We start from the raw sequence: 22,617 nt of genomic DNA, 5'->3' as shown, positions 1-22,617 counted from the left end.
CTTTTGCTATTCTTTTATCAGAACTCACCTTTAAGGACTGCTATGCAACGTATAGAAAACATCAACGCAGCAACAATGAACGATGATCAGGGCTATGGTCTGATCCACGACGCTACAGTCATTATCAATAAAGGAAAAATTGAATTTGTAGGTGCAGCCTTTGACGCTCCCGCCACTCCCACGGCGGAAGTCATTGACGGTAACGGCGGTTTGCTGACCCCTGGGTTAATCGACTGCCATACCCATCTGGTATGGGCAGGTTCGCGGGCTAACGAATTTGCTCAACGTTTGCATGGCGCCAGCTATCAGGAAATTGCCGAGCAGGGCGGCGGCATTAAAAGCACCGTCAAGTCCACTCGCGAAGCTTCACAGGAAAAGCTGCTTAAATTAGCTTTAGAGCGCGCAGAAACGCTCATGTCACAAGGCGTCACCAGCATTGAAGTGAAATCCGGTTACGGGCTGGACTTAGAAAACGAGCGCAAACAGTTAACCGTAGCGCGTCAGTTAGCCGAACAGTTGCCGGTGAACATAAAGACCACGCTACTGGCAGCGCATGCCGTGCCGCCAGAGTTCAAGGATAACGCCGACGGCTATATTGATGAAATTATCCAAAACATTCTGCCGACTCTGGCGAACGAAGGGCTGGTCGATGCTGTTGACGCTTTTTGTGAAAGCATTGGGTTCAGCCCGGCCCAAACTGAAAAAGTGTTTGAAGCAGCTAAAAAGTTAAGACTTCCTATTAAGCTTCATGCCGAACAAATTACTAATCAGCAAGGTGCCAAGCTGGCCGCGGAATATCAGGCGTTATCTGCTGATCATCTTGAACAGCTAGACGAGGAAGGCGTTAAAGCCATGGCCGAAAATGGCACAGTGGCGGTGTTATTGCCGGGCGCATTCTATTTTCTGCGCGATACCCAAAAGCCGCCGGTTGAATTACTGAGAAAACACGGCGTTCCCATGGCCATTGCCACCGATGCAAACCCGGGCTCTTCGCCTATTCACAACCTACCGTTAATGCTGCAAATGGCCGCTACCTTCTTCCACATGACACCGGAAGAATGCTTGCGCGGGGTAACAGTTAATGCTGCCAAAGCCTTAGGTGAACAGAAGCGGGGCGTTATTGCCGAAGGCTGTTACGCAGATTTAGCGCTATGGAATTGTCAGGACGCCGCTGAGCTCACTTACCAATTTGGCGTAAACCCGCTAAAAACCTTGTGGTTTAACGGCGTCGCTCACGACCGTGTAAGTAAGCCGTGGTCAGCTCACTAAGCAGCTGTCCGCAAATTTTCATGCCTTCATCGAAGCCCGCACTGCATAATGACGGTGCGGCTTCGGCAAGGTGCAGGTAACGTGCCTCGCTAACCTCTGCCAGTCGCTTAACGTACTGAAAGCCTTGTCCAAGACTCAAGCCAACATAATTCACCGCACTGGCAGGCACAGCGTTTAAGGCATCCACGTCAACCTCAATGCCCAGTGGACGTTGCCAGGACACCGCTTTTGCCACCACTTCGTCCATCACTTCAGTAAATGGGCGCTCGTACAAGCGGTGCAGCGTATGGTAACGCATTCCTGCGTCCTGCAACTGGCGAAGACTGCTGGCGGAGTTTTTCCCCTGATGCAGACCAACAATATGATAAAACTCCAGCGCGCCTTCCATATAGGCATAGCTAAAGCCATTACCAGAGTGGCGACCCTCGCGCGGGCGAAAGTCTGCATGCGGGTCTAAATTCACGGCTCCACAGGCTTCACCGGTCACTTTATGCAGGCTCTTCAATAGTGGATACGCGTTATTGTGACCACCACCAATAACAATGACTTCAAAGCCTTGCTCGAACAGCGGCGTCAGCACCTTTTCCACCCGCGCATCGACCTGTGCGCAAAGTTCGCGTAACGTCGCTAGTTCATGCGGGTTCGAAGTATCCAGCTCCTCAGCTTTTTCATTCAAATCATCACAATTAACAGCACCAATCAGCAACAATTCATGGGTAGAAAGCAAGCCGGTTTTCTGCAGGTTCAAAAAGCTCTTGAGAAAGGACTGCCAGCCATCGTCGGCACCTGCCCGCCCAAGATTCGCGCGCACGCCAATACTTTCCGGAACTCCCACTAAAGCTACGCGTTGGCCGTCTTCCCAGGCTGCAGCCAGGCTTTCTTCATAAGTTCCCTGCTCAGAAAGAACCCGAATAGCCTGACCAATTTTTGTTTCCTGCTCGCGCACCGTTACCCATTTAGCCGGATCGGTTAATTCTAAAAAAGAAATCTCACTCATAGTTATTCAATATCTAGTGGTTCCGGAGACAAGATGACGCCGGTGGTATCAATGTAGAGATGATCATCGGGTAAAAAGGTGACGCCGCCAAAGTTAACCGGCACATTCACTTCACCCACACCTTCACTAATTGCCCCCACAGGAATAGAAGCTACGCCAAGAATACCAATGTCCAGTTCTTCCAGCGCATCAACTTCGCGCACAGCCCCATAACAGACAATGCCTTCCCAGTCGTTATCCATAGCTTGTTCAGCTATAGCAGCATCAAGCAGAGCACGACGTGCCGAGCCACCACCATCTATCAGCAATACTTTGCCGCCACCGTCTGCCGCCACCGTTTCTTCAATGAGCCCTTTGTCTTCGTGGCATTTAATGATAACCAGACGACCGCCGAAAGAGCTACGGCCTCCATAAGACTCAAACATGGGCTCAACCACATCGACCATATCGGGGTATAAATCGCAAAGTTCTGAAGTGTTGTATTCCATGATTGTGTTCCTGACGTTGCTATAGCAGTGACTGGCAGTATACCTGCTATCCGGCAAGGACAAAAGTAAGCCCGACAGAGGTAACGAAACCCTTGAATTATAGAATAAAAACCCGTTTAATCTAACTAACTATAATAATAATAAAGTGAATCGCTATTTTCATGCCGCAGCTTGACCTAATGACAAGTCTGGCAATAGAGACCTTTGCGCACGCCATACAAGCCGTTTTTCTTATCGGTTTCGCGTCGCTGCTTATGTATTATCACCGTTATTATCGACGTGACTACTTAAGTTACTGGTCTTTTGCCTGCTTTGCCTTTGGCCCCAGTGAGTTAATTCGCGCCTTTCTTGCAGGCAGCGCAATGGTTGCACCCGAGTCTGCACTTAACTGGTCCGGCGGCTTACAAGGCATTGCCTTAACCTTCCAGTACCTGGCAATTTGCTTTATTGCTTTGGGGGCGTCCTGTGCCGCCTTTAACAGCAAACCACAAAAATACTGGCAGTATATTGCTTACGCCGTTTCACTCATTGGTGGGGTTATCTCCTACTTCTGGCTGGAGCCAACTATCAGCTCTGTCGGCAGCACCCCCAATGCCGGGTTTATGCGCTTTTTAGTCACAGGCTTAGCGCTTATTGCTATCGGCTTTTTCATGTGGCGTAGGCTAGGCGCAGGTATCGGCCCCAAGTTAGTATCAGGTGGTTTTCTGAGTATTGGCATTAAAAACTTTCTGGTGCTGGCCGGAATGTTCTCGTTATCAGCCAACGCCATCGACTGGGTTTTAAGTTTCCAGGCTCTGTTAACGGTTATTATCATTGCCGTTGTTATTGTTGGCGTCATTATTTGGCTGCTGGAGTCAGAGCGCAATACCGCAGTGCGCGCTATTCAACGCGCCGAATATCTTCACACTCATGACGCTCTGACAGGGGTTTCTAACCGCGATCAACTGGTCAGTAAAATTCCGTTATTTATTGAATATTGCCGTAGCAACAATCGCCACTTAACCATGATGCTAATTGGTGTCAGCCGTTTTAAAGTGGTGAACGAAAATATCGGTATTCGCGGCGGTGACCAGGTTCTAAAGGAAATTGCCCGCCGCCTGCAAAATTTTACTAAGCAGCCCCTCACTGTTTCACGTATCAGCGGTGACGTTTTTGCTATTGCTTTTGACCACTTAAAGAACCGAAGCCTGATACAAGACTTAGCCACAGAACTTCAGGAAGCATTGACCCTGCCCATTGATATTGGCGAGAAAACCGTAAATATTGCAGTAGGCATTGGTATTTCGCGCTACCCTCAGCACGGCAGCCGATCGGAAGTCTTGCTCAATAAGGCAACCATAGGTTTAACTCAGGCCAAGCAGTCGCACCAGCCCACCATAACCTTTTATGAGCGCGGCATGGACGAAATGTACTCCTATCTGGTTGATATGGAGCCAGTGCTTCGTAAGGCAATGCAAGAAAATGAATTCACTTTGTACCTTCAGCCTCAGTTCGACTTCGACCATCAGCAGCTTTGTGGGTTTGAAGCCCTCATACGCTGGCAACACCCCGAACGGGGCTTGCTGAGTCCGGCAGAGTTCCTGCCTTACATAGAACAACTCGGCCTTTCTACCGATTTAGATGACTGGGTGCTGAATCAGGCCGCTGCGATTCTTAGCTCCTGGCAACAAAAGTTTGGCGTATGCTGGCCAATTGCGGTAAACCTCTCTGCACCTCAGTTTCAGCATTTCCAGTTGATTGAAAAAATGCAGCGGCTGCAGGAAGACTACGGTATCTCGCCGGAATGGCTGGAATTAGAAATTACTGAAAATGTCGCTATGTCTGACTTGCATAATGGCATGAGTGTCATTCAACGTTTGCGGGAGATGGGCTTTGGTATATCCATCGACGACTTTGGTACAGGACATTCTTCTCTGGCTTATTTACGGTCCTTGCCTATTAACAAAATTAAAATTGACCGAAGTTTCATCAGCGAACTTCAGCAAAATAATAACGACGCGACCATTTTAAAAGCCATGATCCGCTTGTCTCATGGTTTAGGAAAACGAGTGATTGCTGAAGGAATTGAGACCGAAGAACAGCAGGATATGTTGCAGAAACTGGGTTGTGACATGATGCAGGGCTATTTCTATTCGCCGCCAATGCGCCTGCAATTCGCCGAACAATTTATTGAACGTCAAATTCAGAGCAATAAAAAGCCGCTGCCTCCCGGGGAGTTTGCAACGGCTTTTTAACGGTAATGTATTACAGGATGAAGCGACTTAAGTCTTCGTCCTGCGACAACTCACCAACATGTTCGTTGACGTAATCTGCGTCTACGGTCAGCTTCTCACCGTTGTGGTCTGTTGCATGGAAGGAAATTTCTTCCATCAAGCGCTCAAGCACGGTGTGCAGCCGGCGAGCTCCGATATTCTCGGTCGTCTCATTCACATGGAATGCAACTTCAGCTATGCGCTGAATGCCCTCTTCGGTAAAGTTAACCTCCACGCCTTCCGTGTTCAGTAACGCATGGTATTGCGTCGTCAGTGAAGCACTAGGCTCTGTCAGAATGCGAACAAAGTCGCCGCTGGTCAGCGCTTCCAGTTCTACCCGAATCGGCAAACGACCCTGAAGCTCCGGAATAAGATCCGATGGCTTACTCATCTGGAATGCACCAGAGGCAATGAACAGAATATGGTCGGTCTTTATCATGCCATGCTTGGTGTTCACCGTTGTACCTTCAACCAAAGGCAGCAGGTCACGCTGCACACCCTCGCGTGAAACATCCGGTCCGCTGGTATCACCGCGCTTACAAATCTTGTCAATTTCATCTAAAAAGACAATGCCGTTTTGCTCAACCGATTCAATCGCTGCTTCTTTGACTTCATCTGGGTTCAGCAATTTCGCCGCTTCTTCTTCGACCAGTTGTTTGTAGGCGTCTTTGATACGCATCTTACGGGCTTTGGTTTTATCGTTGCCCATGTTCTGGAACATATTCTGCAGTTGCGACGTCATCTCTTCCATGCCCGGTGGTGCCATGATTTCAACACCCATTTGTGGCATAGCTAAATCAATTTCAATTTCTTTGTCGTCTAACTGGCCTTCGCGCAGCTTCTTACGGAATACCTGACGTGTGCCGCGCTGATCATCGTTTTCAGGTGTTTCTTCCTGTTGTTGAGCCCAACCGGAGGACGACTTCTTCGCCGGAGGCAACAGTACATCCAGAATACGCTCTTCCGCCGCTTCTTCAGCGCGGTAACGTACCTTTTGCATCATCTCTTCACGAGTTTGCTTCACTGCTACATCGGTCAAGTCCTTAACAATAGACTCTATCTCTTTACCCACATAGCCAACTTCGGTGAACTTAGTGGCTTCTACTTTAATGAACGGTGCCTTTGCCAATTTTGCCAGGCGACGGGCTATTTCCGTTTTACCAACACCCGTTGGGCCAATCATTAAGATATTCTTTGGCGTCACTTCCTGACGCAGTTCATCGTCCAGCTGCATGCGGCGCCAGCGATTACGCAAAGCAACGGCAACAGCGCGTTTGGCTTTATCCTGGCCAATAATGTGTCGGTTTAATTCGTCAACAATTTCTCTTGGGGTCATCTCAGACATCTTATTCTTTCCCCTGCTTTGTTTTGTCTTCAGCAATAGACTCTTCTTCTTCAATGGTCTGATTGCCGTTCGTATATACGCAAATATCACCCGCTATAGTTAATGCTTTTTGCACAATGTCGCGGGCATTCAAGTCGGTGTTTTCCAGCAACGCTCTTGCCGCTGACTGAGCAAAAGGACCACCCGAGCCAATAGCTATAAGGTCATTCTCAGGCTGAACAACGTCGCCGTTACCCGTTATAATCAGTGAGGTTTCCTTATCAGCCACTGCCAACAGAGCTTCTAACCGACGCAGCGCCCGGTCAGTACGCCAGTCTTTTGCCAGTTCCACAGCAGCACGCATCAGGTTGCCCTGATGTTGCTCAAGTTTGGATTCAAAGCGTTCGAACAGTGTGAAAGCGTCAGCGGTTCCGCCGGCAAAACCTGCCAGCACTTTGTCGTGGTAAAGACGACGCACTTTACGTGCATTGCCTTTCATTACGGTATTACCTAAGGAAACCTGGCCGTCTCCGCCAATTACAACTTTATCGCCGCGGCGAACAGATACGATAGTAGTCAAATCAAGACCCTCTTTTTTGTCTTTGTGACATCAATGACAAGTATTTGAGGGTCTATATCGTGTTTTTCAATGGTGGGTATGGATTAATCAATGTTCCAGTTCCAAATTGCGCAACCAAACACCTGATTCCGCTGCAGTTTATGACGATCACGTTCGGCGTCACGTTTTGTTTCATAAGGCCCTAAAATAACCCGGTACCAAAGACCATTACTGCCGTCCGTTGCTCTAACCTGAGATTCCAGACCCGCCATAGCAATTTGCGCACGCAGCCTTTCTGCGTCAGCCTGCTGACGAAAAGAGCCACATTGCATAAGCTTAGGTGGACCCACTTCGCGTTCGGGTACATCCACTTCCACTTCTTTGCTTTCCAGCTCTTCAATATAACGCCAGCGTTCGGCCGACTTTTCCGGCAACAGATCGGCCGGTGGTTGCTGCACATGCGGTTGCTCAACTTCCTCGGACTTACCGCTAATTTGCACCAGAATATAAGTAAATAAGGCGATTAAGCCAATGGCAATAATAACCACGAACCAGGGGACAGCTTTACGTTCACCAACAGGTTTTGCGCCACGTTGCTGCTTTTTATTGCTTCCCTTTTTCTTAGCCGGCTTACGTTTCGGCGATTTTGGCTTACGATTCGCGTAATCCATAGTGCGTTACATCTTCTCCAGGGTTGGAATGCCCAGCAAATCCAGGCCTTGCTTCAGCACGTTAGCCGTTAACATCGACAACTTCAGGCGGCTGTTACGAAGGGCTTCATCTTCCTGATTCAAAATAGGGCAGGCTTCGTAAAAGCTGGAAAAACGCCCGGCCAGATCAAACAGATAGCCGCATAAGAAGTGCGGCATGGCTTTATCCTGAACCTGATGCAGCACTTCATTAAAACGCACCAGCTGGTTCGCAAGTGCCAGCTCACGCTCGTCATTAAGAATAATGTCTGCATCACGGTCAAAAGCGGTATCGCCGAGTCGGTCAAAAATGCTGTTCACACGGGTGTAAGCATAAAGCAGGTAAGGCGCTGTATTGCCTTCAAAGGTCAGCATGTGATTCCAGTCAAAAATGTAGTCACTGGTACGGTTTTTCGACAAGTCGGCATACTTCACCGAGCTAATACCCACCACTTCAGCAACGCGTTTCTGCTGCTCGTCTGTTAAGTCGGTCGTTTTCTGCTGAAGCAACTCGAGTGCGCGGCGTTCGGCTTCATCTAATAAATCAGCCAGTTTAGTCACACCCCCGTCACGGCTTTTGTAAGGTTTTCCGTCTTTGCCCATCACCGTACCAAAACCGTAATGGTCTAGCTGTATCTCACCCTCAACAAAGCCTGCTTTACGCGCCAGGGTAAAAATTTGGTCAAAATGCAGTGCCTGACGGGCGTCTACAAAATACATTAAGTGGTCACCGCCTAATACTTTCTGACGGTATTCAATGGCGGCTAAATCGGTGGTGGCATACAGATAACCACCGCCTTTTTTCTGCACAATAATTGGCAGCGGTTCGCCTTCTTTACCTTTGTACTCTTCCAGGAACACGCACTGCGCGCCCTGATCTTCGGTCAGCAAACCTTTTTCACGCAGGTGCTCGATGACACCCGGTAACTTGTCGTTGTAGGCACTTTCTGCCATCACGTCATCACGGGTCAGCTTAACGCCCAAACGATCATAAACTTCCTGGCAATGGCTGAGTGATACATCAATAAATTGATTCCACAGCTTCAGGCAGTATTCGTCGCCCGACTGCAGTTTTACCACCAGCTGTCGAGCACGGTCAGCGAACTCTTCGCTGTCGTCAAAACGCTGCTTGGCTGCTTTATAAAAGGTTTCCAGGTTGCTCAGTTCATATTCTGCCGACTGGTTATCCAGCGCTTCCATGTAAGCCAAAAGCATACCGAACTGTGTACCCCAGTCGCCCACGTGGTTTTGGCGAACCACTTTATGACCTAAAAACTCGCACACGCGGGACACGGCATCACCAATAATGGCAGAACGTAAATGGCCGACGTGCATTTCTTTCGCCAGGTTAGGCGACGAGTAGTCAATGACAATGGTTTTGCTTTGGTGAGCAACATCGGTATTCAGGCGGTCACTGTTTAGCATCGCCGTTAACTGATCTTTCAGCTGGTCCTGCGAAATAGTGAAATTAATAAAGCCCGGTCCGGCAATATCCATTTTCGACAGCAGAGAGTTCTCCGGGACCGCATCAACAATAGCTTCAGCCAACTGACGCGGGTTCGACTTTGCCGGCTTTGCCAACATAAGTGCCAGGTTCGTCGCAAAGTCACCGTGCGATTTGTCGCGAGGGCGATCCAACTGAATCTTTACTGGGTGATCCGCAGGGATTTTCCCCTGTGCTTTAAGTTGACCAATGGCTTCGGCCAGTAACTGTTCAAGTTGTTCTTTCATTAATGCGACTACCTGTATGAAAAATCGAAGAGGAAATTCAAAGCGCTTAGTTTAATCGCTACGCCCGATAAAAAAAACCGCTTAGTTGTTAATCAGCTGAAGTCTTGCGGATCGATATCCAGCGACCAGCGTACTTTTTTCAATAACGGCAAGGCGTTAATCTGCGGCAGCAAGTGCTCAATTAACTGAAAACGTAATTTCCGTGACTGACAATGTAACAGCAATTGATAGCGGTAACGACCAGCTTTACGCTCCATTAAGGCAGGCATTGGCCCCAGTAAAAACGCACCATCAACCTGCGGCATCAACTGCTGAATTTGGGTCATGGCCTGCACGACAGAGTCTCTGTCTGTCGCCTCAGCCCTGAACAGAGCTAAATAAGAAAACGGCGGCAGCTCACTTTGTTGGCGTTCGGCTAAAGCCGTCAGTGCGAAATGCGAATAGCCGTTATTGAGCAAATCCTGAATTAAATCATGCTCCGGATGGTGGGTTTGCAGCACCACTTTACCGGCTTTGTGCTCACGCCCTGCGCGACCGGCCACCTGAGTATAAAGCTGGCCTAAACGCTCTGCAGCCCGAAAGTCAGCGCTGTAAAGCGCACCGTCGACATCCAGCAGCGCCACTAAAGTCACGTTAGGAAAGTGATGGCCCTTTGCCAGCATCTGCGTGCCGACCAGCAAAGGATACTCATTATTTGTGGCTTTTTGCAGGTAGTCGTCTAACTGGCCTTTGCGGCGGGTTGAGTCCCGGTCAATGCGCAGTACCCCGCGGCCAGGAAACATCTCTTTCAGACTATGCTCGAGCTGCTCAGTGCCCACACCATGAGAAATCATCTGCGGCGAGCCGCAGGAGCCGCATTGACGTGGTATCCGCTGCTGACTCCCACAATGGTGGCACTGCAGCTGCTGGTGCGTCTTATGCACGGTATAATAAGCGTCACAGCGATGACACTGGGCCAGCCAACCACATTCATGACACATTAACGCAGGGGCAAAGCCACGACGATTCAAAAACAACAGCACCTGATTACCGCGCTCAATTTCTACCTGAATTTGTTCCCGTAGTGCTTTGGAGATGCCCGCTTTTATCGGTTGCTGCTTAAGGTCAATAAGCTCGTGTTTAACCATTTGCGCGCCACCAGCGCGCTGCCCCAGCTTAAGCCAGTGAAAGCGTTTGTTTACCGCATTGTTTAAGGTTTCCAGCGACGCGGTAGCACTGCCTAATACCAGCGGTATATTCAGCAACGACGCCCGTTTAATAGCAATATCCCGGGCATGATAACGGAAACCATCTTGTTGCTTATACGAAAGGTCATGTTCTTCATCAACCACAATAAGACCGAGCTTCTGGCAAGGCGTAAACACCGCCGAACGGGTACCGATAATAATCGCTGCATGCCCGTGCTTAGCATCCAGCCAGGTATTCAATCGCTCTCTGTCGCTCATACCGGAGTGCAGCATCACCACCGGCGCGTCAAAGCGTTCTTTAAAGCGCTGCAGGGTTTGCGGGGTGAGGCCAATTTCAGGCACCAGCACTAAAACCTGTTCACCACGTTCCAGTACCGGTTGCATAGCCTGTAAGTAGACTTCAGTCTTACCACTGCCGGTAACGCCTTCCAGCAATAGCGTACTGTGCTTCTGTTGCTGGTTAATGGTTGAAACCGCTACTGCCTGCTCGGTATTTAATTCATGACCCTGTTCTCTTAATACCGATGGCTTCTGCTGCCAGCTTTGTGGCTTTGCCGGTGCCTGCTCACGCACCTCAATCCAGCCTTTATCCTGCAGGGTACGAAGCACGGCCGAGGTCACACCTATGTCGGTTAAGTCGCTGCGCCTGAGCGGCTTATGTTTCAGCGCCGCCAGCACTTGCTGTTGTCGCGCCGCCCCTTTCAAGTCGTTAATAGACTGAGCAAGGCCTAAGTCAGTCAACGCATAAAAAGTTTCAGTCAGGTATTCCGGCGCATCGCCTTTGCGCAACAAAACCGGCAGGCTATTGGCAGCAACATCCCCCAGCGAGTGGTGGTAATAATCGGAAGACCAGCGAACCAGTTGCCAAATATCATCCGGCCACAGTCGTTGCTCATCCAATACCGACGAAACCGACTTCAGCTCAAACGTTGGCGGCTCGTCATTGGCTTCAGTAACCACATAGCCGACTAACTGGCGCTGACCAAATGGCACGCGCACGCGCACTCCCTGCGGCAGCGGCTCAGCACTTTTGCACAGATAATCATAGGTTTGTCGAAGAGGTAACGGCAGAGCGACTTTATAACGTCGTTCATTGCCGGTGTTGGCTTGCTTCATGGCTCTATTCTGGAACGCTACCGCGCAGAATACAAGGCAGCAGATTCTGCTTGATCACAGGCTCAGGATCACATAAAATGCGCGGCTCTTAATTCATTGATGTTTTTTTGCGCATGGTGTTCGGCTTTGGATCGAATGGCGATGCGGCCCATAACTGAGGTAACCCCATGAAACAAGGTATTCATCCTAAGTACGAGACTTTAAAAGTCAGCTGTTCTTGCGGTCACACGTTCGAAACGCGTTCAACCCGCTCAGAAGATCTTCACCTGGACGTATGTTCAGAGTGCCACCCGTTCTACACTGGTAAGCAGCGTGTAATGGACACTGGTGGTCGTGTTGACAAATTTAAGAAGCGTTTTGGTGCTCTGGGCAAGAAATAAGCCTAAGAAAACTTATAGAAAACGCTGCTTAACAGCAGATTTTAAGAAAAAGGCGCTAAACAGTGCCTTTTTTTGTGCCTGTTTCGCTAAGCGGCCTATTGTTAAAGAAAAGTTAACTGGTGTACTTTTAAACACATTGGAAATTTCATTCACCTCATTACCCTCAAAGGCGGAGGTAAGATTTGTTTATTAGCACAAAAGCGATAGACTGATCGGCATTCTGATCACCAGACTCAGGTATCACCGCATGACAGACTTTCGCCAACAGGCACTGGATTACCATCAATACCCGACCCCGGGTAAAATTTCCGTTGAACTCACCACCCCTGCTGAAACCAGTAAAGATTTAGCGCTGGCCTACAGCCCGGGCGTAGCAGAGCCGGTTCGGGAAATCTCGCAAGACCCGGACAATGCCTACAAGTACACAGCTAAAGGCAACATGGTTGCTGTTATTACCAACGGTACGGCTATTCTCGGTCTGGGTAATTTGGGGCCACTAGCGTCAAAACCGGTCATGGAAGGTAAAGCGCTTTTGTTCAAACGCTTCGCCGGGCTGGATTCCATTGATATTGAAGTCAGTCACCGTACCACGCAGGACTTTATCAATACGGTTGCCAACATTGCTGATACCTTTGGCGGTATTAACTTAGAAGACATTAAAGCGCCTGAGTGTTTTGAAATTGAGCAGGCCTTAATAGAGCGCTGCAATGTACCGGTATTCCATGACGACCAACACGGTACTGCCATTGTTACCGCAGCCGGTATGCTTAACGCGCTGGAAATTCAGGGCAAAAAACTGGCCGAGTCCCGCATTGTTTGTCTCGGTGCCGGCGCAGCAGCAATTGCCTGTATGGAGCTTCTGATTAAATGCGGTGCACAGCGTGAACACATTTACATGCTCGATTCTAAAGGCGTTATTCACACCCGCCGTGACGACTTAAACGAATACAAGCAACTGTTCGCTAACAATACCGATAAGCGCACGCTAAAAGATGTTATTGAGGGTGCTGATATCTTTGTTGGCGTTTCAGGCCCAGACCTGCTCAGCCCGGAAGAGCTGAAGCTAATGGCACCTAACCCGGTTATTTTTGCCTGCTCAAACCCTGATCCGGAAATTAAACCGGAAGTTGCTATGGCAGCACGGGACGACTTAATTATGGGAACTGGCCGTTCGGACTATCCGAACCAGGTGAACAATGTACTCTGTTTCCCTTTTATGTTCCGCGGAGCATTAGATGTGCGGGCAACAGCCATTAACGATGAAATGAAGGTGGCAGCGGTAGAGGCCATTCGCCAGTTGGCGAAAGAGCCCGTGCCCGACTCCGTGCTAAAAGCAGCCGATGTCAAAGAATTAAACTTCGGCCGCAACTACATTATTCCTAAGCCTATCGACCCACGCTTGTGCCAGCGTGTGGCTCGCGCCGTTGCTGAAGCCGCCGTGAAATCCGGCGCGGCGAAAATCGATTTACCAGAAAATTATATGCAGGATTAATCGTCCAATTCGTCATCCGTGGGGATGGGCAAGCCTCTGGCTTCCAGCTCTTCCCGCACGGCTTTGGGTATTTTATTCGAGTTCGATTTTTGCAAGTCTTCATCTTCGGGCAGCGGCTGACCGGTAAAAGCGTGTAAAAACGCCTCACACAGCAGTTCGCTGTTGGTAGCATGACGCAAATTATTGATTTGGCGACGGGTCCGCTCATCAGTCAGTACTTTTAATACCCGAGTAGGAATTGAGACCGTAACTTTCTTAACCTGCTGACTCTTACGACCGTGTTCAGCATACGGGTAAATGTATTCGCCGTTCCATTTCATATTCATTGCTCTGATGTCAGACAAAACCCTGTAAGTTGTAATGAATTGTACCCGACTGAGCGACCCCGTCAAATTTTATCCGTCTAGATGGCTAAAAGTTGCTGACATTTGTCTGACAATATTTTAGCCTTAGTAGCAGTAACCCAATCCATGCGAGTAGTTAAGGAAGGCGGAATGACAACAACACAGCTCACAGAGGAGCAAAAGCAGGCCGTTGCCGACAGTGTTCAGGTACACAAGTTTGGCGGAAGCAGTCTTGCCGACGCCTTTTGCTATCGACGTGTGGCCCGCATTGTAACGGAATACGCCGGCGCGAGCGATCTTGTCGTAGTTTCCGCCGCTGGTGATACGACCAATCGTATTCTGGCTATTATAAACGCCAAACCGCAGCCGGGCGATACCGCCAGTATTCTGCTCGATCAGCTGGAGAATTTTCAGCAAGGACTTATCACTGAGTTATTAAGTGGCGATTTACAACAGCAATTGCTGCAACAGTCACAACAGGACTTCACTCGCTGGCGTCGTTGGTTAGCCGGTGACGAAGACATTGCTCATAACGCCGAGCTGCTGTCCTACGGTGAACTTTGGTCGGCACGCTTATTATCTGCGCTGCTGCAAAAACAGGGCACCCGGGCCGATCACATTGATGCCCGCGACTTCTTACTGGCAGCGGATGCTCCAGAGCCTGTGATTCAGGTTGAGCATTCCCGTGAAAAGCTACTACTGCGGGTAGCTCCTCATTCCGGCACCCGCTTTATTGTCACCGGTTTTATTGCACGGGGCTTAAACGGCGAAAGCTTGACTCTGGGTCGCAACGGCAGTGACTACTCAGCTACGCTGGTGGGTAGCTTGCTCGATGCTCGCCAGGTCACCATATGGAAGGACGTTGCCGGTGTTTACTCGGCGGATCCTCGTAAAGTTGAACGTGTCGTCAGTTTGCCCACACTGGACTGGACCGAAGCCGAGGAACTGGCAAGACTTGGCAGCCCGGTTCTGCACCCAAGAACCTTTCAGCCGGTCGACCGTCAACGCATGGTCATATCGGTACGTTCCAGCTTAAAAGTAGAAAACCAGCAAACCCGCATTGGTCAGTTCCAGAATACGCAGCCCCGCGGCAAAGTTTTCACGTCTTTGTCCGAAGTGGTTCTGTTTAAAGTTGAGTTGCAGGACAAGGCTTTAGTAAAGCGCCTGGATGAACTGGAGTTAGAACCGCTGGTCAGTTGGACTGAGCCGGAAAATCATCAGCAGTATCTGGTCTTTCACCAAAACCACTTAGACTATCTGACCGGCTGGCTGGACAGTCTGGGCGCGGGTGATGCCATCACTCAAATTCGCGGTTACTCCATGGTCGCTATAGTCGGTAACCGCATTCAGGAAACCGATCAGTTTTCGACCTTTAAGCTCCAGCTTTCAGAACAAAAAGTACGCCGCTTTGCCTTAACTCAGAACGGCGACTCCGCTGTGGCTATTTTAGAGCAGAAGCTTGATAACCGTTTACTGAACCGTTTACACAGTCAATTATTTAACTACCGCCGCAGTCTGGGTGTGCTGGTTATTGGCCGTGGCAATATTGGTACAGCCTGGTTGGAGCTGTTCAGACAACAACGAGATCGCATTAATCAGGTGATGGACGTTCGCGTTATTGGCATAGCCAACTCCCGCCGTTTATGGCTGGATTACAACGGCGTTGAACTGACCCAGTGGGCAGATGACTTCGACCGCCTGGCGCGCCCTTACGTATTGACCGAACTGTTGCGCGAGCTGCCCAATGCGCCATACGACGAGCTGGTTGTGATTGATTTAACCGATGCCAAACAAGTCGCGCAATTATACCCGAGTCTGTTCGCAAACGGCCTTCATATCATCAGTGCCAACAAACGCGCGGGCTCGGCTGACGAAGCGCTGTACCGCGAAATTCGTACCATCCAGCACGAATACGAACGTGAGTGGCTCTATAACACCACCGTTGGCGCTGGACTGCCTTTGAATTACGCCATTAATGACTTACGCAATTCCGGCGACGAAATCCGCAGTATCTCCGGTATTTTCTCCGGAACTATGTCCTGGCTGTTTGAGAATTTCACCAAAGGTGTGGCTTTCAGTTCGCTGGTACAAGAAGCCAAAGAAAGGGGTTACAGCGAACCCGACCCACGAGAGGATCTGTCCTGCCAGGACCTTGTCCGTAAACTGCTGATTCTTGCACGCGAAATTGGCTTGAATCTGGACTGGCAGGACATTCAGGTACAAAGCCTTGTGCCGGAGAACTTACGCGACATACCGCTTAACGACTTTATGCAACGCATATCTGAGCTTGATGAGCCCATGGCAGCTATGCTCGACGAAGCCGCCAAAGACGGTAAGGTCCCTCGACTACTGGCCAGCTTCACGGTCAGTGATGAGCAGCGGGTTACCGCCCAGGTTGGTATTGAGTACATTCCGGAAGGGGATATGCTGGCAAACCTAATACCCGGCGAAAACATCTTTGTTATCTACACCGACTGGTATTCTGAAATGCCGCTCGTAATAAGTGGTCCCGGTGCAGGTAAACACGTTACCGCAGGTGGTGTTCAGTCCGATTTGAATCAGTTACTGGGTAAACTGGCAGTGGGAGCTTAACGCTCCCACTCATTTTGTCCTAATGCCTGACTAGAATAAATCGTCGTCATTGTCTTCAAAAATATCGCGGTCTGAGTTGCCATTATTACGGCTGTACTCTGTCGGCTCAGTTCCCCGAATGAAGTATTCAAAGCGTGTTGTGTAATCGCTCTTATGCGACAACTTACCAGTTTCTAAGTCGATTCGAACATTCACCACGCCCGGTGGAATACCAAACTCACGTGACGGGAACAGGGGTAACGCCTTTTCCATAAATAGGATCCAGCCCGGCAACGCTGTTTTAGCACCAGCCTCACCGCCTGTTATTGCCTGCTGACTGGAGTCCACTTCAGGATGCTTTGACGTACGCCCCAGCTTTCTGGAAACATCATCAAAACCTACCCAGACCGTGGTGGACAGACTAGAAGTAAAGCCCGAAAACCAGGTGTCTCGCACATCGTTTGTCGTACCGGTTTTACCGGCAATGTTACGACCTACCGCTTCAGTAATGGGTTTAGAACGTTGAATACGCCAGGAGGTACCATTCCAGCCGGTGCCATTAGGCCAGCTTCCACCACCCCAGACAGCAGAGTTCATTGCCTGTTCAACCAAAAATGCATTTTGCTCACTGATGACCTGCGGTGCCGGTTTATCGCAGTCGAAACAGGCGCGCGCCGGGTCGGTTTCGTCTAAAACGTTTCCGTCTGCATCTTCAATGCGTTCAATGAAATAAGGTTCGACCAAAAAGCCACCATTTGCGAAAACAGCAAATGCTCTGGCTACCTGCATCGGTGTCATTGAAAGAGAACCCAGCGAGAGCGATTCATTTTCAGGAATTTCAGAACGATCCAGCCCAAATTTCGCTAAATGGTCTGCCACTTGCTTTACGCCCACTTCGCGAATTAGCCGCACTGAAACCACGTTTTTCGACTTAGCCAGCGCTTTACGCAGGCGAATAGGCCCTTCGTAAACTTCAGGCGAGTTTTTGGGTCGCCAGGCAATACCGGAACCCGGGTTCCACTGGTTAATCGGAGCATCGTTAACCAAAGTCGCCAGCGTCAATCCTTCTTCAAAGGCTGCTGAATATATTAACGGTTTAATATTAGAACCAACCTGACGTTCCGCTTGTAATGCGCGGTTGTACTGGCTCAGCTGGAAACTGTAACCACCAACCACAGCAGCTACAGCGCCGTCATCGGGCCTTAGCGACACAATGGCGGAACTTGGTTCAGGAATTTGAGCCAGACGCCATTCACTGCCGTCATTCACCCGACGCAACCAAATAACGTGCCCGGGCTGCATGATTTCTCCGGCTGTCTCTGGAGGCGGTCCCTGACGTTCTTCGTTCAGGTATTCGCGGGCCCAGTGCATGGCTTCCCAGGGTAAAGTGATTTTCCCCTCGTCTTTAACCATCACTTCCGCAGACTGCTCACCAATGGCTGTCACCACAGCCGGTGTAACCGCACCAATAACGCGTAATTGTTCAAGGTATTGCCGAATAGCCGGTTCTTCCACCGGCTCCTCTTCTTTCTCTGCCGACCACAACAAACTCACCGGACCGCGGTAACCATGGCGTTCGTCATAACTGTGCAGGTTATCCCAGACGGCCTGACGCGCAGCCAGCTGCACATCACTTCTTATCGTTGTGTAAACCTTGTAGCCTTCATTGTAAGCTTGGTCGTCTCCGTAGCGGTCTACCATTTCCTGACGCACCATCTCAGCCAGGTAAGGCGCATTGACCGTTACTTCGGCGCCATGTCGACGAGCGGTGACCGGGGCATTAGCCGCTTCTTCAAACTCCGCCTGGCTGATTTTATTTTCATCCAGCATACGCAACAAAACCACACGGCGGCGCGCTTTCGAAGCAATGGGGTTTGAAATTGGGTTTAGATTCGACGGTGCTTTAGGCAGGCCTGCGATGGTTGCCATCTGTGCTAAAGTCAGGTCTTTTAGTGGCTTACCGTAATAAACCTGTGCTGCAGCCCCGACACCATGAGCGCGATGCCCAAAGGTAATTTTATTGAGGTAAAGTTCCAGAATTTCATCTTTGCTTAAGAGCTGTTCAATGTGAACGGCAATAAAGGCTTCTTTTATCTTGCGCATCCACGCGCGTTCAAAGGTCAAAAAGAAGTTACGTGCCAGCTGCATGGTAATGGTACTGGCACCTTCCTGAATCTCACCGGTGGTCAGCAACACACTAAAGGCACGCAAAACACCAATAGGATCAACACCAAAATGCTGATAAAAACGACTGTCTTCAGTTGCCAGAAAAGCATCAATAAGCGGTTGCGGTACGTCTTGCAGCTCCACAGGTATACGCCGCTTTTCACCAAACTGTGAGATCAGTTCTCCGTCTGCTGTGAACACCTGCATTGGTGTCTGCAAACGCACATCGCGCAAAGTTTCCACGCTGGGTAATTCGGGCTTTACATACAAGTAAAGGCTGCCAACCGCTACCCCGCCAATAATAGTACACACCAGCAAGGTGTAAATTAGCCGCTTAAACCACTTCAATTATCTGCTCCATAACCGCTTTTTCACTACACCAGTCTGCTTAAACCGCAAAAACCGACATAAATTAGCTCTAAATTCTTACTGACTATTATGGCGGATTTTTGTTCACAACACTACGCTTGCATCTGGCTTTTCTACAATAAGGATATTGTCTAATGTCATTACTTCGCCAGCAACCACTTGCTGTGCAAATGAATCGTGAAAGTTGTCTGGTTTTACAACTATCACGGCAGGGCCGGCACTTTGTCGTCGACCACTTTTCACAGCAACACAAAAACAGCCTCAGCGATAAAGGACTCAATAAAGATGGCATTGTCTCAGCGCTTGATTACACCGCAACTCACTATCAGAAAATTGCGCTGGACAACCATAGTCAGGTTGAAGAGCAGTTACTGGAAAAGTTACCGCCACAATTAAAGACCAGTACCGGTATCAGTTACGACTATTTTACCCGAGATAACGAAGCTGAAGCGGTCATTGGTCAACGCTCAGCTCTGGAAGAATTACTGGCAATATTGGCACCACTACAAATGCCGGTACACGTGGTTGAGCCGGCCTATCAGTCTGTTGTACGTGCAACCAACGCAGTACTTCCTTACCTTTGGCCCGACAACGCAATATTTGAAAGCACAATGCAATGGGTCATTGTCGAGCTGAGACAGCCTCAGTCTATTCTTCTGTATTGCAAAGGCGGTGTTTTTCAGCGCTTAGAATACGTCGATACTTTCAATTTACTGCCTTATCTTTTGTCGGCTCAAATGTCCGGCAAATTCAGTTGGGTTATGAGCTTTGGCGATAAAGCGGTTCAGTCGTCGCTTGACCGGCAGCTTGAAGGGCAAATGCAACTCACGCACTTAGTGCTATCAACAACCCCCTTTTTCAAAAACAATCCAGCACCCATTGTTGCAGCATTAGATAATGAAATGGTGTTATTAGGCTTAGCCTTGCGGGGGTTTAACCAATGGCATCGCTAAACCTTCTGCAATGGCGACAGCAAAGCTTATGGCAACGCCACCGCACGTTGCATAAAGTCGGTATTGTGCTGTTAATAACTGTTACCTTTTTCTCGTCACAGTGGGTTATTTCATACAGTGACTATCTGGCTCAGTTGCAGCAGCAAGTTAGCGACCAGAATCAGAAACTGGCTGAGCGCAAAGTTCACCAACAACGCTGGCAAGCCTACAAGCAACAGCAAGAAACTCAGCGTATTTTTACCCGGCTTAAACGCTTACATAAGCTGAGGCTTAACGCATTTTCGGCATTACTCGACAACACCCCAAAAAGCTTTCACCACCGCAGGCTTACTTTTAACCATGAGCAATTCAAGCTGGAAGCTGGCTATCGCCGTATTCAGGAAGTTAACGATCACTATTTATGGCTCAACAAACAACTTGTTCATGCCGGGCTAAAACAGCAGTTGTTGCCGCAAAAACGCGTTTCATTCCATTACTTAAATAGCCAGCGTGAGGCCAGCCGTGGCTAAATCATTACACAAAGCACTTATTGCCTGGGTCATGGCCCTGCTTATCTTTACCCTGCTTGCTGTGCTCATTAGCTATTACTTCACCGGGTATCAGGCCGCGCAGCTTAGCAAAACCTTGCGGAATCAGTATCAGCAGCTACAGACACCTCTTCCTCCAGTTCCGGCAGAGGACAGTATCGATGTATCCGAACCCTCCTTCGTGGATGTTTCGTCTTTACTGACCCAGGCGGCAAAGCAACAAAAGGTAGACTTGCACTACCAACAAGATCCAGAGAGTTCTGAACAATGGTTGGTTGGGGTTAATGGTAGCTATCAGCGCGCTGTCCGTTTTGTTGCCTCTGTAATGCTGGCACAACACGGCGCGACTCAGGCTTTTCCTTTTACTCAAACATTAAAGTGGCAAGACACAGACTTAACCAGCGGTAAACTCAGTTGGCAGTTTCTGTGGTTAAACGCCGATGATGCCGCTTCGGCAAGCATTGACGCCAACACGCTGTTTAAAACAAACTTTCCGCCCATTGCTGTCGAACCTCCTAAGTGCTTAGAGCGGCCTGCAATAAAGAGCAATATTCAAATCAGTGATTGGTCTTTAGTGAAGTTGCTGGCCACACAAACCTCACCACAAAGAAAAGCTCTGCTACAACTGCCTGACCGCGTAATAACCCTTGCTAACAACAGCTGGATAGAAAACCCACTCATGCAATTGCGTGAAATTGACCCCGGGTACGCACTTTTCGAACGCTGGCAGCAGTATGCAGGCTGTTGGTCGGCAGAGACCGTCAAACTTCGTTTAACTAAGGACAAGAAACCGTAATGAAGCCAATTAAATTCTCTTTTCGTGCGCTCAGTCTGCTGCTGGTGCTTTGCTCTACATCTGGCTACGCAATGGAAAATTCCTGGAAAAGCCTGCTGAGCGAAGAGCAAAGACAACAACCTGTTTCGCTCAATACCGATAAAATGCCGCTAAGCCAACTCATACAATTACTGGCCGATCAGCATCAGTTAAATATATTGATTACCGACCAGGTCAGTGGTGAATCCAGTTTGAAACTCAACAAGGTTGCCTGGCAGGATGCCTTCGACACGCTGCTAACCAGTCATGGCTTAACGGTTCACACACAAGGTTCCATGCTCCGCATTGATGTCGCCGATGATGCTGCCGTAGACAATAGCCAGCACCGCTCTATTTTGCTTAGCGTAAACTTTGCTAAAGCCAGTGACTTAGCGTCGTTATTAAAAAATGAACAGCAAAGCTTTTTGTCACCCAACGGAGCGGTCAGTGTTGATGAGCGCACTAATACCCTCATTGTTCGGGACACGCCGGAGCAGCTGGCCACCATTCGTCAGTTAGTCAATGATTTAGATGTCCCGGTGAAACAGGTGCTTATTGAAGCCCGTATGGTGACGGTAAAGGCCAACGTGAGTAAAGAACTGGGCATTCGTTGGGGCGCGTCGGAGTACGGACTGGCAATACCAGAGGACACAGGGAGCTTTGTAAAAGGTATGCAAGTGGACTTACCCGCAACAAACCCCGCCGGAACCTTTTCCGCAAACCTGGCCAGGCTGAGCGATGACATTCTGCTGGACCTTGAATTAACGGCGCTGGAGCAGGAAAACAAAGCCGAAATTATTACCAGTCCGAAAATTTTTACGTCGAATCAGCAACCGGCCTACATAGAGCAAGGTACCGAAATACCTTACGTCGAAACAGCTGCGCACGGGGCTACCGCGGTGCAATTTAAAAAAGCGGTTATGGGTTTAAGTGTAACTCCGCAAATAACGCCAAATGATCATGTACTAATGGAGCTCACCATTACCCAAAACACCCGCGGTGACACCATTGCCACACCAACCGGACCAGCCGTTGCCATCGACACTCAGGAAATGTCGACGCGGGTACTGGCGAAAAATGGCGAAACTATCGTCTTAGGGGGAATCTTTCAGGAACATAGCTTGAATGATGACAGTCGTGTCCCCATCTTAGGTTCGCTGCCGTTACTCGGGAATTTGTTCTCTCACCAGCAGCAGCGCAATGAAAAGCGGGAGTTAATGATTTTCGTCACACCAACGATATTGCCCCAAACTTAGTCCAAAAGCCGATTACTATTGCTAAAGTGGGCTCAAGTTGCGATAATCGCGCTTCTTTTCGTTGGGTTGGGGGACGTCTCCAGACACTCCGGATTCGTGAGTTACAGCTAATTTTAACCAATGATGTAAGCAG

General features: G+C 49.4%; 18 protein-coding genes. 9 read left to right on the top strand and 9 right to left on the bottom strand.

Going from position 1 to position 22,617, the window contains the following annotated elements:
* Positions 1–42 precede the first annotated feature (42 nt).
* The gene (gene hutI / locus VBY75_RS11650) at positions 43–1,269 is read left to right on the top strand and encodes an imidazolonepropionase (protein WP_222235945.1); all 1,227 of its coding nucleotides are present in this window, start codon (positions 43–45) and stop codon (positions 1,267–1,269) included.
* On the opposite strand, the gene VBY75_RS11645 is transcribed toward hutI, so the two are convergent.
* Together VBY75_RS11645 and rraA are read right to left on the bottom strand one after the other, a co-directional pair.
* Complete coding sequence (locus VBY75_RS11645) at positions 1,220–2,266, bottom strand: formimidoylglutamase (RefSeq protein WP_199495053.1); 1,047 nt, start codon at positions 2,264–2,266, stop codon at positions 1,220–1,222. The genes hutI and VBY75_RS11645 overlap by 50 nt on opposite strands.
* 2 nt (positions 2,267–2,268) lie before the next feature.
* Complete coding sequence (gene rraA, locus VBY75_RS11640) at positions 2,269–2,754, bottom strand: ribonuclease E activity regulator RraA (RefSeq protein WP_054490318.1); 486 nt, start codon at positions 2,752–2,754, stop codon at positions 2,269–2,271.
* A gap of 161 nt (positions 2,755–2,915) precedes the next feature.
* Here rraA and VBY75_RS11635 point away from each other — a divergent pair, with 161 nt between their 5' ends.
* Positions 2,916–4,988, top strand: a complete 2,073-nt coding sequence (locus tag VBY75_RS11635; RefSeq protein ID WP_224798383.1) for a putative bifunctional diguanylate cyclase/phosphodiesterase — start codon at positions 2,916–2,918, stop codon at positions 4,986–4,988.
* A gap of 10 nt (positions 4,989–4,998) precedes the next feature.
* On the opposite strand, the gene hslU is transcribed toward VBY75_RS11635, so the two are convergent.
* The 5 genes from hslU to priA all read right to left on the bottom strand — a co-directional run bounded on the left by hslU (position 4,999) and on the right by priA (position 11,612).
* The gene (gene hslU / locus VBY75_RS11630) at positions 4,999–6,351 is read right to left on the bottom strand and encodes an HslU--HslV peptidase ATPase subunit (protein WP_199495055.1); all 1,353 of its coding nucleotides are present in this window, start codon (positions 6,349–6,351) and stop codon (positions 4,999–5,001) included.
* A gap of 1 nt (position 6,352) precedes the next feature.
* Complete coding sequence (gene hslV / locus VBY75_RS11625) at positions 6,353–6,910, bottom strand: ATP-dependent protease subunit HslV (protein ID WP_054490324.1); 558 nt, start codon at positions 6,908–6,910, stop codon at positions 6,353–6,355.
* Positions 6,911–6,993: 83 nt separating this feature from the next.
* Positions 6,994–7,560: an SPOR domain-containing protein gene (locus tag VBY75_RS11620; protein WP_054490326.1), complete on the bottom strand. Its 567-nt coding sequence runs from the start codon at positions 7,558–7,560 to the stop codon at positions 6,994–6,996.
* A 6-nt stretch (positions 7,561–7,566) separates the two neighbouring features.
* The gene (gene argS / locus VBY75_RS11615; RefSeq protein WP_222235947.1) at positions 7,567–9,309 is read right to left on the bottom strand and encodes an arginine--tRNA ligase; all 1,743 of its coding nucleotides are present in this window, start codon (positions 9,307–9,309) and stop codon (positions 7,567–7,569) included.
* Between the two features lie 92 nt (positions 9,310–9,401).
* Positions 9,402–11,612, bottom strand: a complete 2,211-nt coding sequence (gene priA, locus VBY75_RS11610) for a primosomal protein N' (protein WP_222235948.1) — start codon at positions 11,610–11,612, stop codon at positions 9,402–9,404.
* A gap of 167 nt (positions 11,613–11,779) precedes the next feature.
* On the opposite strand from priA, the gene rpmE reads away from it, so the two are divergent.
* Positions 11,780–11,992, top strand: a complete 213-nt coding sequence (rpmE, locus tag VBY75_RS11605; RefSeq protein ID WP_054490333.1) for a 50S ribosomal protein L31 — start codon at positions 11,780–11,782, stop codon at positions 11,990–11,992.
* A gap of 247 nt (positions 11,993–12,239) precedes the next feature.
* Entirely contained in the window at positions 12,240–13,484 is a 1,245-nt protein-coding gene (locus tag VBY75_RS11600; protein ID WP_416512627.1) for a malic enzyme-like NAD(P)-binding protein, read from the top strand.
* Here VBY75_RS11600 and metJ read toward each other — a convergent pair.
* Positions 13,481–13,804 carry a met regulon transcriptional regulator MetJ gene (metJ, locus tag VBY75_RS11595; protein WP_082332159.1) on the bottom strand — a complete coding sequence of 108 codons (324 nt, stop codon included), beginning with the start codon at positions 13,802–13,804 and terminating at the stop codon, positions 13,481–13,483. The two genes, VBY75_RS11600 and metJ, sit on opposite strands and share 4 nt — an antisense overlap.
* Positions 13,805–13,978: 174 nt before the next feature.
* Between metJ and VBY75_RS11590 the strand changes: the two genes are divergently transcribed.
* Positions 13,979–16,420, top strand: a complete 2,442-nt coding sequence (locus tag VBY75_RS11590; protein ID WP_271332259.1) for a bifunctional aspartate kinase/homoserine dehydrogenase II — start codon at positions 13,979–13,981, stop codon at positions 16,418–16,420.
* 30 nt (positions 16,421–16,450) lie between these two features.
* On the opposite strand, the gene VBY75_RS11585 is transcribed toward VBY75_RS11590, so the two are convergent.
* Positions 16,451–18,913: a penicillin-binding protein 1A gene (locus VBY75_RS11585; protein ID WP_199495060.1), complete on the bottom strand. Its 2,463-nt coding sequence runs from the start codon at positions 18,911–18,913 to the stop codon at positions 16,451–16,453.
* A gap of 155 nt (positions 18,914–19,068) precedes the next feature.
* Here VBY75_RS11585 and VBY75_RS11580 point away from each other — a divergent pair, with 155 nt between their 5' ends.
* The 4 genes from VBY75_RS11580 to VBY75_RS11565 are packed head-to-tail and all read left to right on the top strand — an operon-like array spanning position 19,069 to position 22,484.
* Positions 19,069–19,887: a hypothetical protein gene (locus VBY75_RS11580; RefSeq protein ID WP_222235951.1), complete on the top strand. Its 819-nt coding sequence runs from the start codon at positions 19,069–19,071 to the stop codon at positions 19,885–19,887.
* A complete protein-coding gene (locus VBY75_RS11575) occupies positions 19,875–20,396 on the top strand; it encodes a hypothetical protein (protein ID WP_222235952.1) in 522 nt (173 codons plus the stop codon). The genes VBY75_RS11580 and VBY75_RS11575 overlap by 13 nt, the downstream gene beginning before the upstream one ends.
* On the top strand, positions 20,389–21,210 hold the full coding sequence (locus VBY75_RS11570; protein WP_416512623.1) for a hypothetical protein: 822 nt from the start codon (positions 20,389–20,391) through the stop codon (positions 21,208–21,210). The genes VBY75_RS11575 and VBY75_RS11570 overlap by 8 nt, the downstream gene beginning before the upstream one ends.
* The gene (locus tag VBY75_RS11565) at positions 21,210–22,484 is read left to right on the top strand and encodes a type IV pilus secretin PilQ (RefSeq protein ID WP_416512621.1); all 1,275 of its coding nucleotides are present in this window, start codon (positions 21,210–21,212) and stop codon (positions 22,482–22,484) included. The genes VBY75_RS11570 and VBY75_RS11565 overlap by 1 nt, the downstream gene beginning before the upstream one ends.
* Positions 22,485–22,617: the final 133 nt, after the last annotated feature.

It is taken from the genome of Idiomarina sp. HB (genome assembly GCF_048059115.1).
Classification (GTDB): domain Bacteria; phylum Pseudomonadota; class Gammaproteobacteria; order Enterobacterales; family Alteromonadaceae; genus Idiomarina; species Idiomarina abyssalis.
Note: the sequence above shows the minus strand (reverse complement) of the source record. Positions and strands in the feature narration are given on the sequence as shown.